The organism is Alysiella sp. (assembly GCF_030525755.1).
In the GTDB taxonomy this organism is placed as follows: Bacteria; Pseudomonadota; Gammaproteobacteria; order Burkholderiales; family Neisseriaceae; genus Simonsiella.
In genome coordinates this window covers 1-16,600 of record NZ_JAUNEC010000017.1, presented here as the reverse complement: position 1 = coordinate 16,600, position 16,600 = coordinate 1, and the positions used below count along the sequence as shown (strand labels likewise).

Annotated in this window: 13 protein-coding genes and 1 other RNA gene; 9 read left to right on the top strand and 5 right to left on the bottom strand. The window is 45.1% G+C overall.

Going from position 1 to position 16,600, the window contains the following annotated elements; all coding sequences use genetic code 11:
* Positions 1–7: 7 nt before the first annotated feature.
* On the bottom strand, positions 8–487 hold the full coding sequence (locus Q4B82_RS04765; RefSeq protein ID WP_303065286.1) for a type IV pilin protein: 480 nt from the start codon (positions 485–487) through the stop codon (positions 8–10).
* A 442-nt stretch (positions 488–929) separates the two neighbouring features.
* Between Q4B82_RS04765 and ilvB the strand changes: the two genes are divergently transcribed.
* The 7 genes from ilvB (at position 930) to ffs (ending at position 5,636) form a co-directional block, all read left to right on the top strand.
* Entirely contained in the window at positions 930–2,714 is a 1,785-nt protein-coding gene (gene ilvB / locus Q4B82_RS04760; RefSeq protein WP_303065285.1) for a biosynthetic-type acetolactate synthase large subunit, read from the top strand.
* Positions 2,714–3,205, top strand: coding sequence for an acetolactate synthase small subunit (gene ilvN, locus Q4B82_RS04755; protein ID WP_303065284.1), 492 nt, complete (start codon positions 2,714–2,716; stop codon positions 3,203–3,205). The genes ilvB and ilvN overlap by 1 nt, the downstream gene beginning before the upstream one ends.
* A 72-nt stretch (positions 3,206–3,277) precedes the next feature.
* Complete coding sequence (locus Q4B82_RS04750; protein ID WP_303065283.1) at positions 3,278–3,592, top strand: hypothetical protein; 315 nt, start codon at positions 3,278–3,280, stop codon at positions 3,590–3,592.
* A gap of 130 nt (positions 3,593–3,722) precedes the next feature.
* Positions 3,723–4,022, top strand: a complete 300-nt coding sequence (gene hfq / locus Q4B82_RS04745; RefSeq protein WP_303065282.1) for an RNA chaperone Hfq — start codon at positions 3,723–3,725, stop codon at positions 4,020–4,022.
* Positions 4,023–4,108: 86 nt separating this feature from the next.
* On the top strand, positions 4,109–4,753 hold the full coding sequence (locus Q4B82_RS04740; protein ID WP_303065281.1) for a 5-formyltetrahydrofolate cyclo-ligase: 645 nt from the start codon (positions 4,109–4,111) through the stop codon (positions 4,751–4,753).
* Positions 4,750–5,439 carry a pseudouridine synthase gene (locus tag Q4B82_RS04735; protein ID WP_303065280.1) on the top strand — a complete coding sequence of 230 codons (690 nt, stop codon included), beginning with the start codon at positions 4,750–4,752 and terminating at the stop codon, positions 5,437–5,439. The genes Q4B82_RS04740 and Q4B82_RS04735 overlap by 4 nt, the downstream gene beginning before the upstream one ends.
* Positions 5,440–5,539: 100 nt before the next feature.
* An RNA gene (gene ffs, locus Q4B82_RS04730) (signal recognition particle sRNA small type) lies at positions 5,540–5,636 on the top strand.
* A 137-nt stretch (positions 5,637–5,773) separates the two neighbouring features.
* Here the strand turns inward: ffs and Q4B82_RS04725 are convergent.
* The 3 genes from Q4B82_RS04725 to apbC all read right to left on the bottom strand — a co-directional run bounded on the left by Q4B82_RS04725 (position 5,774) and on the right by apbC (position 9,399).
* On the bottom strand, positions 5,774–6,694 hold the full coding sequence (locus tag Q4B82_RS04725) for an EamA family transporter (RefSeq protein ID WP_303065279.1): 921 nt from the start codon (positions 6,692–6,694) through the stop codon (positions 5,774–5,776).
* Positions 6,695–7,007: 313 nt separating this feature from the next.
* Positions 7,008–8,267 (bottom strand): RsmB/NOP family class I SAM-dependent RNA methyltransferase, encoded by a 1,260-nt coding sequence (locus Q4B82_RS04720; RefSeq protein ID WP_303065278.1) that lies wholly within the window; start codon positions 8,265–8,267, stop codon positions 7,008–7,010.
* Positions 8,268–8,349: 82 nt separating this feature from the next.
* Complete coding sequence (apbC, locus tag Q4B82_RS04715) at positions 8,350–9,399, bottom strand: iron-sulfur cluster carrier protein ApbC (protein WP_303065277.1); 1,050 nt, start codon at positions 9,397–9,399, stop codon at positions 8,350–8,352.
* Between the two features lie 175 nt (positions 9,400–9,574).
* Here apbC and Q4B82_RS04710 point away from each other — a divergent pair, with 175 nt between their 5' ends.
* Complete coding sequence (locus Q4B82_RS04710; RefSeq protein WP_303065276.1) at positions 9,575–12,055, top strand: DNA translocase FtsK; 2,481 nt, start codon at positions 9,575–9,577, stop codon at positions 12,053–12,055.
* Between the two features lie 87 nt (positions 12,056–12,142).
* Positions 12,143–15,835 (top strand): exodeoxyribonuclease V subunit beta, encoded by a 3,693-nt coding sequence (gene recB, locus Q4B82_RS04705; RefSeq protein ID WP_303065275.1) that lies wholly within the window; start codon positions 12,143–12,145, stop codon positions 15,833–15,835.
* Between the two features lie 307 nt (positions 15,836–16,142).
* On the opposite strand, the gene Q4B82_RS04700 is transcribed toward recB, so the two are convergent.
* Positions 16,143–16,600, bottom strand: a 458-nt coding sequence (locus Q4B82_RS04700) for a CoA pyrophosphatase (protein WP_303065274.1), incomplete at its 5' end; no start/stop codon positions are given.

The following is a 16,600-nucleotide window of genomic DNA, read 5'->3' as shown; positions in this document are numbered from 1 at the left end:
AATATTCTTAGAAAATTTCACAATTTTTGTCTGTTGATGCACTGCTTTGTGTTTTATCTACCGTTATTTGTTTTGCCACATTAAAGCCCGCAGTATTACAACGCGCAAAAGCAGCCGTTGCTGAGTCATACAATAAATTCAAAGGTGTACCACTTAAAGTACTTGCGTCATAAGTACCCGCCACAGGCTCTGCCCATAAAATAAAACGGCTGCTATTAGCAGAACCCAGCATCACATTGTATTTGTGGCTTGCTGTATCAACTTTTACACCAGTAGGTAAATTACTTGAAAATTTACCTTTATTGGCATATTCACGTTCCATTTCCTTAATGATATTCGTCATGTCTGCCCGTGCATTTTCCATACGCGCACGCTGAATATAGCGCGTTAAATTAGGATAAGCAATCGCTGCCAATATGGACAAGATGATGATGGTTACCATCAACTCCACCAATGTAAAACCTTTTTGATGATTGATTTGTTTCATAATTTTACCAAGTTCCATAAATCTCAATGCACACAATACCGTGTATTCCAATTGTCCACAACCCAAACAAAATTTTCCACGATAAAAATACACAGCAATTTCGGTGCACACCCTTTCATTTCATCACACATTTACATCATAATCAAATTCTAAAATCACCATCAGCCAGCTCTCTCAAAAACCCATTTAAACCACATTCACCCCCCAATCAAACAGCACTTCAAATCAATAAAATGCTTGTTTTTTTCCAAAATTTACGCTATCTTTACGCACTTCATTTTTTCACAAACCACGGTGTCCAATCCGACTGTCAAATAATCCGTTGTTGCCATACCTGTCAGGTGCGCGTACCTTAAATCGTCGCCCTTTCAGGCAGCATTACAGGTGCAAGGGCAAAACCTTTATTTGCAATCGTTTTCCACACCAGATAACAGAGGTTGTCATGCAAATTTCAGGTGCAGAAATCCTTGTGCACAGTCTTAAAGCCGAAAATGTGGAATACGTTTTTGGTTATCCAGGTGGCGCAGTTTTAGAAATCTATGATGCCATTTATCAACTCCATAAATTTGAACATATTTTAACGCGACACGAACAAGCAGCAGTTCATGCAGCAGATGCTTATGCACGAACAAGTGGCAAAGTAGGTGTGGCTTTAGTAACATCTGGACCAGGCGCAACCAACGCCATTACAGGCATTGCCACCGCATACAGCGACAGCGTACCAATAGTCGTGATTTCAGGGCAAGTCGCATCGCCTGCCATTGGCACAGATGCTTTCCAAGAAATTGATATGATTGGTATTTCTCGGCCGTGTGTCAAACACAATTTCTTGGTAACACACATAGAAGAACTCGCGCCCACCATTAAAAAAGCATTTCAAATTGCCCAAACAGGTCGCCCTGGCCCTGTAGTTGTGGATGTCGCCAAAGATGTAACACAAGCGGTTGCCAAATTCAGTTACCCACAAGAAGACATCTTTATTCGTTCTTATCAGCCTGTTACCAACGGACACATTGGGCAAATCAAAAAAGCCGTACAAATGCTGGCAGCAGCAAAACGCCCTTTGGTTTATTTTGGCGGAGGTGTCACGTTAGGTAACGCATCACCAGAACTGACGGAATTTGTCAGAACTTTAGGCTTGCCTTGCACGGGTACGTTAATGGGCTTGGGTGCATACCCTTCTAGCGACCGCCAATTTTTGGGTATGCTCGGCATGCACGGCACTTATGAAGCCAATCTTGCCATGCAAAACGCCGATGTAGTGGTGGCAGTTGGTGCGCGATTTGATGACCGCGTGGTGTCTGTACCCAGTAAATTTTTTGAAAACCCCAAAAAAATCATTCATATAGACATTGACCCGTCCAGCATTGCCAAGCGCGTGAAAGTAGATGTGCCGATTGTGGGCGATGTCAAAAATGTGCTGACCGAAATGCTGAATTTGTGGAAAAAGCAAGAATTGACTTTTCAGGCAGCCCATTTGGAAAAATGGTGGAAAACATTGGAAAATTGGCGCAGTCGCGATTGTTTAAGGCTGCCTGAAACCCACGATAGTGAATTGATTTTGCCACAATATGTGGTGCAAACTTTGGCAAAAGTAACCAATAATGATGCGATTATCACATCAGATGTGGGTCAGCATCAAATGTTTGCCGCACAATATTACCCATTTGAACGCCCACGCCAATGGCTCAATTCAGGCGGTTTAGGCACAATGGGTGTCGGCTTGCCGTATGCCATGGGCGCGTATCTTGCAGACCCAAGCAAAGACGTGTGCTGCATCACTGGCGAAGGCTCAATTCAGATGAATATTCAGGAATTAAGCACTTGTTTTCAATACAAGCTGCCTGTCAAAGTCATTTGCTTGAACAACGGTTATTTGGGCATGGTTCGCCAATGGCAAGAGCTGTATTACAGCAATCGCGAATCAGAAACCTATTTTGACTCGCTACCTGATTTCGTGAAATTGGCAGAGGCTTACGGTCATGTCGGTATGCGAATTGAGAAAAAATCCGATGTAGAAGGTGCATTACGCGAAGCTTTGGCAATGAAAGACCGCTTTGTTTTCATGGATTTCATTACCGACCGCAAACAAAACGTTTATCCTATGGTGGGTAATGGCAAAGGTTTGAGTGAAATGGTTTTGCCGCCACATATGCGCGAAACCAAAGCTGATTCAGATGTGAACGATGTCAATGACCGCGACTACGACACAAGGAGTGTGCCATAATGCGACACATTTTATCTATTTTAATGGAAAATGAATCGGGCGCAATGAGCCGTGTGGTAGGCTTATTTTCAGCACGTGATTACAATATTGATAGCTTGTCGGTTGCCCCAACCGAAGACCCCACTTTATCGCGCATGACCATCGTTACGCGCGGCGATGACAATGTGATTGAACAAATCACCAAACAACTCAATAAATTGGTTGAAGTCATCAAAGTGGTGGATTTAAATGAAAGTCGCTATGTAGAACGCGAGCTCATGTTGGTAAAAGTCCGCGCTGTGGGTAAAGACCGTGATGAAGTTTTGCGTTTATCTGAAATTTATCGCGGTCAAGTAATTGATGTAACAGAAAAAACCTACACTATTGAAGTAACAGGCACCAGCGAAAAGTTAGACAGCTTTCTGGAAAATCTGCCACGCAACCTGATTTTGGAAACTGTTCGGACAGGTGCAGCGGGCATCGGACGAGGCGAACGCATTTTACGGATTTAATGGTTCATTTTCACAATCTGGCTGCCTGAAACCCCTTTTCAGGCAGCCTACTATTCAGAAAGACACCCCAATATGCCATCACTCGGCTACCGCAACGCCAGTATAACCGCGATACACCACATCAACAAAGAAAACAAACTGATATTGGCTTTTGATGATTTACCCGATTTTGAAATTCACAACGTAGTGGATTTTACCCTAAACGGCTTTTACCCACAAAACATCTTATTTGATGTTTATGCTTACGCATCACAAGACTTACCAGCCAAAATCGCTGCTGAATTTCCCCTTCTGTCCTATTACCTACACAACGGCGAAAACTGGCAAATTTACCACCTTTCCCCACAAACAGGCATGGGGGGCATCATTGTTTGCGCCACCTTTTAAATTAAAGCCAATCCAAACACACGAAAAATACCGAAACGCTTGGTAAAAGTTCAAGAAACCGCTACAATCTCAAACGTTTCAGGCAGCCTGCCTGAATCCAAAAACAATAAACTCAACGGAGTATCACCACATGACAACATCAAACAAAGGACAACTGCTGCAAGACCCTTTTTTAAATGCTCTGCGCCGCGAACACGTCCCTGTATCCATCTATTTGGTAAACGGCATCAAATTGCAAGGTCAAGTAGAATCCTTTGACCAATACGTTGTGTTACTGCGCAATACATCAGTAACACAAATGGTATACAAACACGCTATTTCCACCATTGTGCCAGCGCGTGCCGTTAGCTTACAGCATGATGGCAACAAACCCATCAATCCACGCACACAACTGCAACAAATTGAAACCATTTCACAAGACAGCGAATAAAACACGCCCGCTTTTGCGGGCGTTTATTGTTCATTTCCAAGCACTTTTAACCACACTTTTTCAGGCAGCCATTTATTCTCTCAACAATGAACACTCCTTTATTCCCCCCCATTGATGCCAGCGACAAAGCCACTCTGCGCCGAATTTTACGACAACGCCGCATCACACAAAATCCCTTGCAACGCACCCAAGCAGAAAAACGTGCCAACAACTGGCTAAAAACCCAAATCAAACGCAACAAACACATTGGCATTTATTGGGCGATAGGCAGCGAAATCCATTTAACACAATTTATATGCGCCGCACACCAACGCGGAGCCAAACTCCATTTACCCTACATAGAACGCGGCAAACGCCAATTGTGGTTTACCCCTTTTCCCAAACAAATCAGAACAATCCGTTCAAGCAAGCTGAAACCGCATAAAAAAACCACCCAAATCCCCCAATTCAACGGCAAAAAAATCCGTGCCGACCGCTTGCACACCCTAATTTTACCTTTGATTGGCATTGACCAATGTGGCAACCGATTAGGACAAGGTGGCGGATTTTACGATGCCACACTCACTGCCTGTAAACACAAACGCTTACCTAAAACCATTGCTTTCGCATTTTCCTGTCAAACCCTAGCCCAACTGCCTGCCGAAACACACGATTTTTGCGTTCATGAATTGATATGCGAACACGGTCGGATTGTTTTCAAGCAGTCAAAAACTTCACAAGAGACCCAATGAACCTACTCAAATACCTACACGCACAAGGCACAGATACACGCAAAAATTGTCAATGGCTCATCAAAAACGGGCTAATTGAAATCAATAACATAACCCTAATCGATGACAAAACCACAATAGACCCCCACCAAGTACACAGCTTAAAAATTGCTGGCGAAGAAGCCGTCATCATTCCCCTACCCCACTATTATATTTTGCTCAACAAACCTGCCGATTACGAAACATCACACAAACCGCGTAATTATCCCAGCGTGTTTTCCCTATTTCCCGACAACCTACGTGCCACCGATATCCAAGCGATTGGGCGTTTAGATGCTGATACCACAGGTGTTCTGCTGCTAACCAACGATGGTGCATTCAATCATCGCATGACTTCACCCAAACACCAAGTTCGCAAAATTTATCGGGTTACCTTAAAACACGCAGCCGATGAGACTCTATGCCAAACCTTAAAAAATGGCGTTTTGCTGCACGATGATGACACACTCGTTACCGCATCCGATGCCACATTAGACAATCCACATATACTAATTTTAAGCATCACCGAAGGAAAATATCATCAAGTCAAACGCATGGTTGCCGCCGCAGGCAACCGTGTTGAAGCCTTACATCGCTTGCATTTTGGTGATTGGGACACACAAGATTTAGAAGCAGGCGAATGGCGATTCATTCAGCCCAATTTTTGATACACGCTATTCTTTATCTTTCCCCAAATAAAGTAGCCTGAAAAACCAAACAAAAAATGCTTGCCATTTTTCAGGCAACCGTTATAATGCACAGCTTCACGGCGGGTCTCCTTGCATGATGATTTAGAACAACGGGTCAGGGGCGGAAGCCAGCAGCCCACTCTAAAAAGTCAGTGCCGAGGGTTTGGCTCGCCACCTGTATTTTCATGATAATTTCCTTTATGGTTGAAACCAAAATCCCCATTTTCAAATGAAAATGGGGATTTTGGTTTTCATTCCAACTTTACCACAGCACATGATCTATATTAATAAAAGTGAAAAAGCACTACCTTTATTAATTTACCGATAAATAAACCATTTTTTTACCACGCTCTTGGCGCATTTTCAACCAACCATCAATCAAACTCAACGCCAGCGCCACACCAATCAACACATAAGTTGGCACAGATTTTACCGAAACCTCATTACCCAAAATCAACCATGCCGACATAAATAATAAAATCGGCTCTAAATAACTCAACATACTGAATAATGGTACAGGCAAATCCTTATTCGCCTGCAAATTCAAACCCAGAGCCACCGCACTAATCACACCCAACATCGGAATGAGAAAATAATACTTCAACGAAAAATCAATAGCTTGAATCAATCCACCCGAAAACAGCAAATACGCCAAAGCCAAAGGTGCAATCACACTTAAATCAATCAAAAGTCCAATCAAGGCAGGTACTTGAGCATAACGGCGCAATAAATAATACGGTGGATAACCCAAACACACCGCCCACATACCCCACGCAAAGGCTTGGGTTTGCCACAATTCATGTGCCACCGCCACAGTCGCCACCACCAACGCCAATTTTTGCCAAGTATTTAATCTTGCTTTGAAAAAAATCCGCCCACCCAAAGCCAACATAAGTGGAAACAGAAAGTAGCCCATCGCCACATCCACACCCATACCGTTAATCGGCGCGTACATAAACAGCCACAACTGAAAGCCCAGAATCGGCGTAGGAAGTAATAAAATCAACCATTTATACCAATTTTCGCCCAGCGATAACACAAATTTACGCAATTCCCCCAAACCACCCAGCAGCCATACACAAGCCCACAGCGATGGTAACATCATGACCATACGCCACGCAAAAACCTCTGTGCCAGAAAGCGGTTTGAGCCAACCGCTGTACAAATACAATATGGCAAACAAAATATTGGATAAAATCGCTGCAAAAATTCCTTTTTGTAAATTGCCTTGCATTTTCAGGCAGCCTTTCTCATGAAAATCAAATGAAAGACAAGATTGTAAAGATTTATCATGAGAAAATTTCTCTTAATTTAGAGAAAATAAAAAATATAATTCCTTAATTTTTTGAAAAAAACAACAAAGACAGCCACTTTAAATAAGCATAACCCACGTTTAGAATAAGCAAATGGGAAGCATAATGAAAATACAGTCGTAGAACTGAAAAACACTATGGCGTTGCCAACGCCCCTATGTACTGGGTGTACACGGTCGGAATTATCACCTTATATTGCTTTTTCATTTCTACGACTATAGCGCATCAACCCAATCACGCTTTTTTCTGCAAAACGGCTGCAAAAAAACCGTCCGTATTGTGTTGTGCTGTGTCCATTTGCAAAAATTTGCCTGTGTTCAAATCCACTTTCTGTGCTGCCAAAATTTCGCCACAATCCAATAATTCAAAATCAGGATTATTTTCTAAAAATTCAAAAACTTGCATTTCATTTTCTTCGGGCAAAATGCTGCAAGTGGCGTACACCAAACGTCCACCTTCTCGCACCAATGCGCTGGCTGCCTGTAAAATATTGTGTTGTGTTTTCAACAAATTGTCTATGGTTTCAGGCGATTGGCGGTATTTCAAATCGGGATTACGGCGCAAAGTTCCCAAACCCGAACAGGGCGCGTCCACCAACACGCGGTCGGCTTTGCCGTGCAATTTGGCAATGCGTGGGTCGTGTTCGCTTTGAATGCGCTCGGGCGTGATGTTGCTCAATCCCGAACGTGCCATGCGCGGTTTCAAATTCGCCAAGCGTTTTTCTGAAATATCAAAGGCATAAATGCGCCCTTTGTTTGCCATTTGTGCGCCAATCACCAAAGTTTTGCCGCCTGCGCCCGCGCAAAAATCCACCACGATTTCGCCGCGTTTCGCGCCCACCAGTTGCGCCAAAATTTGGCTGCCTTCGTCTTGCACTTCCAAAGTGCCGTCCAAAAACAATTCGTGTTTGTTCAGCGCGGGTTTATTGGGGAAACGAATGCCGTGCGGCGCGTAGGGCGTGGCAATGGCTTGGGGGAACTCGCTTTGCAGTTGCGCCAAAACCTTGTCACGTTTGCCTTTGAGCGTGTTCACGCGCACGTCAAGCGGTGCGGTTTGCGCCACGCTGCGCCCAAAGGTTTGAATTTGCTCGTCTTCCCAATGGGTTTGCAAACGCGCAATCAACCACTCGGGCAATTCGGCAATCGTGTTCAGGCTGCCTGAAAACTCGGTTTTACGCGCTTTGACGTTGGCAAGAAATTCTTTTTCATCTTCTTCCAACAAATCAGCCAGTTGAGAAATATTGTAACCGCGCCCCAACACCAGCGCAGCCAACGCCGCTTTCCGTGCCTGAACGTGCGGACGGCGCAAAATTGCCGCGATTTTTTGGTAATGACGCAGCGCGGCAAAGGCGGTTTCGGCGATTTCGTGGCGGTCTTGTTGTCCTAGTTTTTTGTGGTTTTTCAAATAATGCGATAAAACAACATCAGCAGGTTGTTGAAAAGTTAAGATTTGTTCCAAAATCTCACTTGTGTGTTTAAGTTGAATGGGGTTCATAAGGCTGCCTGAAAAATGAAATTGGTTTGCGAAACACAGTAAAGCTCGCGTTAATCAATGATTTGAGACTAAACCTAATGCTTTATTGCACCACAATTTTTGGGAAACGGTTGCTGAAATCGCGTCCTTTATCTGCTACTGCCAACGCCACTTGAAATGCAGCTTGGGTGTAAACCGTGGCAATCGCGGGATTTTCTATTTGCAAATCGCCTACTTTACCCTCGTCCATCGCTACGCGAACAGGCAAACTCAATGGCAACTGCCCCAATAATGGCACATTCAATTTTTGCGCCAAATTTTTACCGCCATCTGTACCAAAAATTGATTCAGAATACCCACAATTACTGCAAATGTGTACCGACATATTCTCCAACACACCTAAAATCGGAATGTTCACTTTTTGAAACATATCAATGGCTTTTCGTGCATCAATTAAGGCAATGTCTTGCGGTGTAGTAACGACTACTGCACCTGTTACGGGAATTTTTTGCGACAAAGTCAGCTGAATGTCGCCCGTTCCAGGTGGCAAATCAATAAACAAATAATCCACATTATCCCATTCACTTTGAAACAAAAGTTGTTGTAAGGCTTGTGAAACCATAGGTCCTCGCCATACAACGGCTTGGTCTGGGTCTATCAAGAAACCAATGGACATCACTTGTATGCCATCGGCATTTTCAATGGGAATGAATTTACCATTTTTTTGGTGTGGCTGCTGCGTGGCAACACCCAACATCGTGGGCTGGCTTGGTCCATACAAATCTGCGTCTAATACACCCACACGCACGCCCATTTTTGCCATTGCCGTTGCCAAATTGGCGGCTGTGGTGGACTTGCCCACGCCACCTTTACCCGATGCAACCGCAACAATGTTTTTCACCCCTTTAATGGTATTGATGCCCGCTTGTACTTTATGGGCAACAATATGATGTTGAATGCTTAAATTGACTTTTTGACCTGTTGCTTGCTCAATGGCTGCCCGAAAATCGGTTGCCAGATGTTGTGCAGGGAAATCAAATCGCAGCACAACATTCAGGCTACCTGAAACGCTTTCCACCGATTGTACGGCTTTTACGCTGCCCAAAGTGCGTTGTGTGTGCGGTATGACGATTTGTTCAATCACATTGTTCATTTTTTACTTTCATCTCGCATCAAAGGCATAAGGATAAGTTTCAGGCAGCTTGAATGCAAGGATTAAAAACATTTTGTGCGTGAATATGGGACTGGTCTGACTTTGGCGTTTGGCGATTTTGCCGATATAATGCGCGGTTTATCATGAATTGTTGCCTGAATTAAAGAAGTCCACAATGTCGCAAAAAAAACCAACAAAAAACGTTTCTCGTCCGACTCGCCCACAGTTGCCTCACAATAAAAATAAGCATACTCGCACCATTGGCAATCTGATGCCTCAAACCCATGCCACAACACGCAAGCATACCTCAAAAAACGAAAACCCAAACGAAGACACACAAACTTTCCTGAAAACCACACGCAAAGCCGCAACCGTTTTTCAGCAAACCCATGTACCCGATAACAGTCGTCAGTTGATTGGCGATACCAAATGGCTGTTTGGTGTGGTGGGTACCGTGTATTTTGCCATTTCGCTGTTGGGTTTTCACATGAGCGACCCATCTTGGTCACGCAGCATCGCGCGTTCGGAAAATGTGCATAATTTTGGTGGTTTACTCGGCGCGTATTTGGCAGACATTGTGTACTATTTATTTGGTTTTTCCGCATGGTGGTTGCTGGTTGCTATGCTGATGATGTTGTACCGTAAATTTCGTCCTTTCGCCGAAAAAGGCACGCCCGATTACAAACCCAATGTGGCTGGCGTGGGTTTACTGATGATGCTGATATGCAGCCCCGTTTTGGAATTTTACGCGCTGGGCTCATGGCTGAAAAACAGTTTGCCTTTGGGCGCAGGTGGTTGGATTGGCACATCAAGCGCAGCTGGTTTAGCAGCACTTTTGGGTAATACATTAAGTTTGGTCATGGTCTTCATCGCTGCCTTACTGGCTTTTTCATTGATGGTTCAAATTTCATGGTTGGACTTTTTGGAAAGCATTGGTGTCAAACTGGAGACCACATTCCATTCACTGTTTCACAATCAGCCCGAACCACAAAATAGGACTGTGCTTAAACCAACAGCCCAAACCCCAAATCAACCAGAACACGACAAAGATGAAAACAACCCAACTGTAAAACCCAAAAGCATCAATGGCAACCGCAAAATCAATGTCAGCACCGCTTTACCCATGATACAAAGCAATCGCCATACACGCCCAACACCACCACAAGCCAATGACGAAAGTGGCTACATTTTACCCGATACAGGCTGCCTGAAAATGCCAGCCGAACAAACCGTTCACATTGATGAAGCACAAATTCAACAAACCGCCCATGCGATTGAAACCAAATTGGCAGAATTTGGTATTGATGTGGAAGTGGTAAACGCTGCATCAGGACCTGTGATTACCCGTTACGAAATTCAGCCTGCCAAAGGGGTTAAAGGCAGCCAAATTGTTAATTTAGCCAAAGATTTGGCACGTTCTTTGTCCTTGCAATCTGTGCGTGTGGTGGAGACCATTGCAGGCAAAAATACGATGGGTATTGAATTACCTAATGTCCATCGTCAAGAGGTGTTGTTATACGACATTTTTCACTCCGATTTGTTTTTGGACGCTTCGTCTAAATTAACGGTGGCTTTGGGTAAAGACATCGCAGGACAAGTGGTGGTGGGCGATTTGGCGAAAATGCCTCATTTATTGGTGGGTGGTATGACAGGGTCGGGTAAATCCGTTGGTGTGAATGCCATGATTTTGTCCATTTTGTTTAAAGCCCGTCCCGATGAAGTGCGCTTCATCATGATAGACCCCAAAATGTTGGAACTTTCGGTTTATGAAGGCATTCCACATTTGCTCGCACCTGTTGTTACCGATATGCGTGAAGCAGGCAATGCCTTAAATTGGTGTGTAGCAGAAATGGAAAAACGCTATCGTTTGCTCTCAAAAATGGGCGTACGCAATTTGGCTGGCTTTAATGAAAAAATTCAGGCAGCCAAAGATACCAATAAAAGTATACCCAATCCGTTTAGTCTCAATCCCGATGAGCCTGAACCATTGGAAAAATTACCGCAAATCGTGGTCGTAATTGATGAATTGGCGGATTTAATGATGACCGAGAAAAAAGCAGTGGAAACCCAAATTGCGCGTTTGGCACAAAAAGCACGCGCTGCAGGGATACACATGATTATCGCCACACAACGCCCCAGCGTGGACGTGATTACAGGTCTCATCAAAGCCAATGTGCCAACACGCATGGCATTTACCGTACAAAGTCGCATAGACAGTCGCACCATTCTTGACCAAATGGGTGCAGAAGATTTGCTCAAATACGGCGATTTGCTGTTTCTGCAACCAGGTCATGCCGAACCAACACGCTTACAAGGCGCATTTGTGGGCGATGATGAAGTACATCAAGTGGTTAGCTTCATCAAAGCCCAAGCCGAACCCAATTATGTTGAAGGATTGCTCACAGGCGAAGCCACAGAACAAACCAATCGCTTCATCAATCCCGAATCCCTTTCAGGCAGCCAAGATGAATTGTTTGACCAAGCCGTTCAATTTATATTGAGCAGTCGCAAAGCCTCAATTTCATCGTTGCAACGCCATTTACGCATTGGCTACAACCGCGCCGCCAATTTGATGCAAGAATTAGAAGAAGCAGGCATTGTGTCGCCAGCCGAAATAGACGGCAAACGGCATATTTTGGTGCGTTTGGAGCAATAAAACAGCAGGCTGCCTGAACATCGATTTGGTTTTCAGGCAGCCTGTTTCAACATCATTTGACCTTTCCACTTTTTCAGGCAGCCCATCATGCACAGCCACGTTCTCAATCCCCTTACCCTACCCTTATCAGGCACACATCTGATTGAAGCTTCCGCAGGCACAGGCAAAACATGGAACATCGCCGCACTTTACACACGCTTGGTGATTTTGGAACAAATGGACGTAGCAAAAATTCTGGTGGTAACGTTTACCAAAGCCGCCACCGCCGAATTGAAAACCCGGTTACGCGCCCGTTTGGATGAAGCACTTGATGTTTTGCTGGACAGCATCACACACAACAGCACACCCGAAACCTTACACAGCCATTGCAGCGATGTGTTTTTACAACAACTCTTACAACAAGCGTGGTACAAAGAAAGCAGCCATATCGAGGTAACCGATATGCTGCCTAAAAATCCCGATGATGCTGTTTCAGGCAGCCTGTCTCACGCGCAAATCCGCGCCCGCCAAAAATTGATATTGCGTTTAAAAGCCGCCATCAGCGATTTTGACCGCGCTGCGGTGTACACCATACACGGCTTTTGCCAACGGGTTTTGCAAGACTTTGCCTTCTATTGCCAAGTACCATTTCAAATTGAATTGGACGAAAACAACAGCCCGACTTATCGCTTGCACGCCACCGAAGATTTTTGGCGCACACGCATTGTGCATGATGCCGATTCTGCGCCCTTGATGTACAAAACAAAACAAACACCACAAAACCAAATTGCCACATTGGAAACGCATTTGGGTCGCCCCTATTTGACTTTCAGGCAGCCTGAAATCACCCAAAGCTTATCTGAATTACGCACTCAATTTCAGCGTATGTGGCAAAATGTGCAAGCCAAGCTATCTGAAACAGAAGCCGCATTTTGGCGTTTGCACCCCACTTTGAATGGTCGTACGTTTACAGAAAAAACCATTCGCAACAAATTTGCCCAGCTCGCCACGCTTTCAGGCAGCCCCGATGCAGCAGAATTACGTCTCATCTTGCAAAAAGACAAAACCACTTTCTCCGCTTATTTTGCCGCCGAACGCCTGCGAGATGGTGTGAAAAAAAACAACGTTTTGGACGAAACCCAGTTGGCGCACATCAAACCGCTTGAAACACTTTACCAAGCAGCAGAGCAACTGTTGCTTGCAGAACAAAATCACATCATCAAATTAGACCAAGATTTATTGCTTCATCTGCGTCAAGCCCATGAAACACACAAAAAATCCCACCCCGAACGACGTTTTGATGATTTATTATTGGACGTATTCCACGCCTTACAACACAATGCCGCCCACGCCCAAGCGTTGGCAAATGCCATGTCTGCCAACTGGCACACTGCCTTAATTGACGAATTTCAAGACACAGACCCTTTACAATACAGCGTATTTCGCACCGCATTTGGCACCGCAGCCGAATGCGAAAACGGCAAAGCCCTGTTTTTGGTGGGCGACCCCAAACAAGCGATTTACAGTTTTCGTGGTGCAGACATTTTCGCCTACTTATCCGCTGCCCAACACGCACCTGTCTCACAACGCTACACGCTGGCACACAATCACCGCAGTCATGCCAAATTGATTAACAGCATCAGTGCCTTATTCTCGCGCAATGCACCTTTTGTACTGCCTGAAATTGACTACCCCAAAGTTCAGGCAGCACGCGAACACACGCACATGCAACCCACGCAAACCGCCATCAACATCCGTTGGCTCAATGATGGTGAAAATCCAGAAACCAGTGAAACATTAAGTCGCCGAGCCGCCGATTGGTGTGCTGCCGAAATCGCACACTTATTGGCTTCGGGTACACAAAAAATCGCAGGTAAACCCATTCAAGCAGGACAAATTGCAGTGTTGGTGCGTGCCAATAAAGATGGCAGAACCATACAAAACGCGCTGAAAAAACAAGGGGTGCAAAGTGTTTTAACCAGCCGCAGCAGCATTTTTAACGAAGAAGAAGCTCAAGCCTTGTATGCCTTATTGGGTCTGATGCTCAATCCCAATCAGCAAGGTTTATTGGCTTTTCTGCTTTCAGGCAGCCTGTTTCAGCACACCGCCAGTGAACTGACCGAAATCACACAAAACAGCACATTAAGCGATGAATGGCACAACAGCATCATGCAAGCCGCCGAAATGTGGCAACAACACGGCATTTACGCAGCATTACAAAGTTTTTTCGTGCGCCACCAAGTTGAATACCGCCTGCTCACACAAGAACGTGAACGCACACTGACCAATTTGCATCAACTTTGGGAACTGTTGGCAAACGAAGAAAACCAGCTGCCCAGTCGCCCTGCCTTGTATCAATGGTTGGGTAACCAAATTCAGGCAGCCAACGAAGGTAAAAATGCTGGCGACCACGCACTCTTGCGTTTGGAAAGCGATGAAAATCTGGTCAAAATCGTTACCATGCACGCCTCAAAAGGCTTGCAATATCCGATTGTATATTGCCCCTATGTCTGGCAAGGTGGACAAGATGGCAGCCAAAAAGATTGGTGCATTGTCCATCAAACCAACGGGCAAACCGAATTGCTGCACCAAAAACAATTAAGTGATGCCGACCGCGAACAAATCAACCGCGAAACCCTATCCGAAGACCTGCGCCTACTGTATGTCGCGCTCACACGCGCCGAAGAACAACTTAATCTCTATTTAGCCAGTTACAACAAAAGCAACAGCAATGCCTTTGCCTATCTTTTGGATTGCCAAGAACACGCCAAAGACAACGCCGCCTTTCAGGCAGCATGGCAGCAATTCATTGCTCAGCAAGATCCACAACAAACCAGTTTCGCCCTACATCACGGTTTACAACTGCCCACACTTTCAGGCAGCCTGAATAACAATGACACACAGCCCATATACCACGCCCAAACCTACCCACCGCGCCATTTCCAGCACATCAGCCACACCAGTTTCACAGGTTTAAGTCGTCAAATCAGTCGCCACAACGAAAACACATTGAGCGACATCGCCCCTACTTTGGACACCGCCGAACTCGCGCTGAACAATGCAATCATGCTGCCTGAAAACCATTCAGGCAACCTCAATCCCATTTTCACTTTTCCACAAGGCGCAAAAGCAGGTGTATGTTTACATGAAATATTGGAACATTACCGCGCCCACCACAACAGCGATTTTCAGGCAGCCCAAGCAACACAGATTTTAAAAAAACACGGTCAAGACCCCGAAATATGGTTGGACACCATTTTACAAATGGCACACAACACCGTTCAAACCCCTTTAAGCCCACAACTGAATATCGCTCATTTAGCCGAACACAATCGCTTGGACGAAATGGGTTTTCTGTTCCACAGTACCGACTTTAAGGTACAAAACCTGCATGCATGGTTTGCACACCAAAACACGCTGCCTGAAAACATACGCCAAGCTGCCCAAAGCCTGTCGTTTCACCACATACAAGGTTTCATTAGTGGCTTCATGGACTTGTTTGTCCACACCGATAAAGGACAAACCTTTGTGATTGACTACAAATCCAACCATTTGGGCAAACACCCCAACGATTACACCCGCAACGCATTAGACCAAGAAATCATCAAACACCATTACTATTTACAAGCCTTTATCTACGCCATTGCTGCCGCACGCTATCTAAAATCACGCCAAGCCTTGCCCGAAACCATCAACATTCGCTATCTTTTTTTACGCGGTTTAGATGGCATCAGCAACAACGGCGTTTGGGCTTGGGACATCAAAACCGTTGATTTAAGCGAATGGCTGCCTGAAAATTGAGTGGGACTTATCATAAAATCGGAGAAATATGGTCGTTTCAAATTGAAATGTAAGATAAGGTAACAGCAACCACCGTGTACGCCTATTAGCAACACTATACTGCTTGCAACTTAATACCGTGAACTCGGGATAATAAACTTAAAACATCATTAAAATAAATAACTTGTGTAGATTAAGTGCTTGCACCCACATTTTCAGACAGCCTGAAAATCAATCATTGCTGCGATAAACGGTGAGCATCAGCACCCACCCTACGACCGCACATTTCCTTACAAACATTTGAATCACAATATGTTCAACAGCACAATCAACCGATTTTGCCTGCGCGTTTGTCCAAAATGCTGTCGGATTTGGCAGACCAACACATTGCCAAATGATGCAACATTAAAGCCGTTGCGCCCCAAATGTCGTAATGCAAATGAGGCAGGACGGGCAGATGTTCGCGTTGTGTGTAGCGCGACAAATCCAAAGCAAAATCAAGCGGCAACCAAAAAATTTCTGCCACTTCTTGTGCATTGGCTTGGGTTTCAGGCAGCCTGTCGCAATGCGCCAATACGGGCGTGATGGCATAGCCCGATGGCGTACAACACACAGGCAGGCAGCCTGAAACGCGCCAAACATTTGGCGAAATGCCTGTTTCTTCAAACGTTTCGCGCAAGGCGGTGGCGATGGGGCTGGGGTCGTTGGGGTCGCATTTGCCGCCCGCAAAGGCGATTTGCCCTGTGTGGCGGCGCAAAGTTTCAGCGCGGCGGGTCATCAAAATGT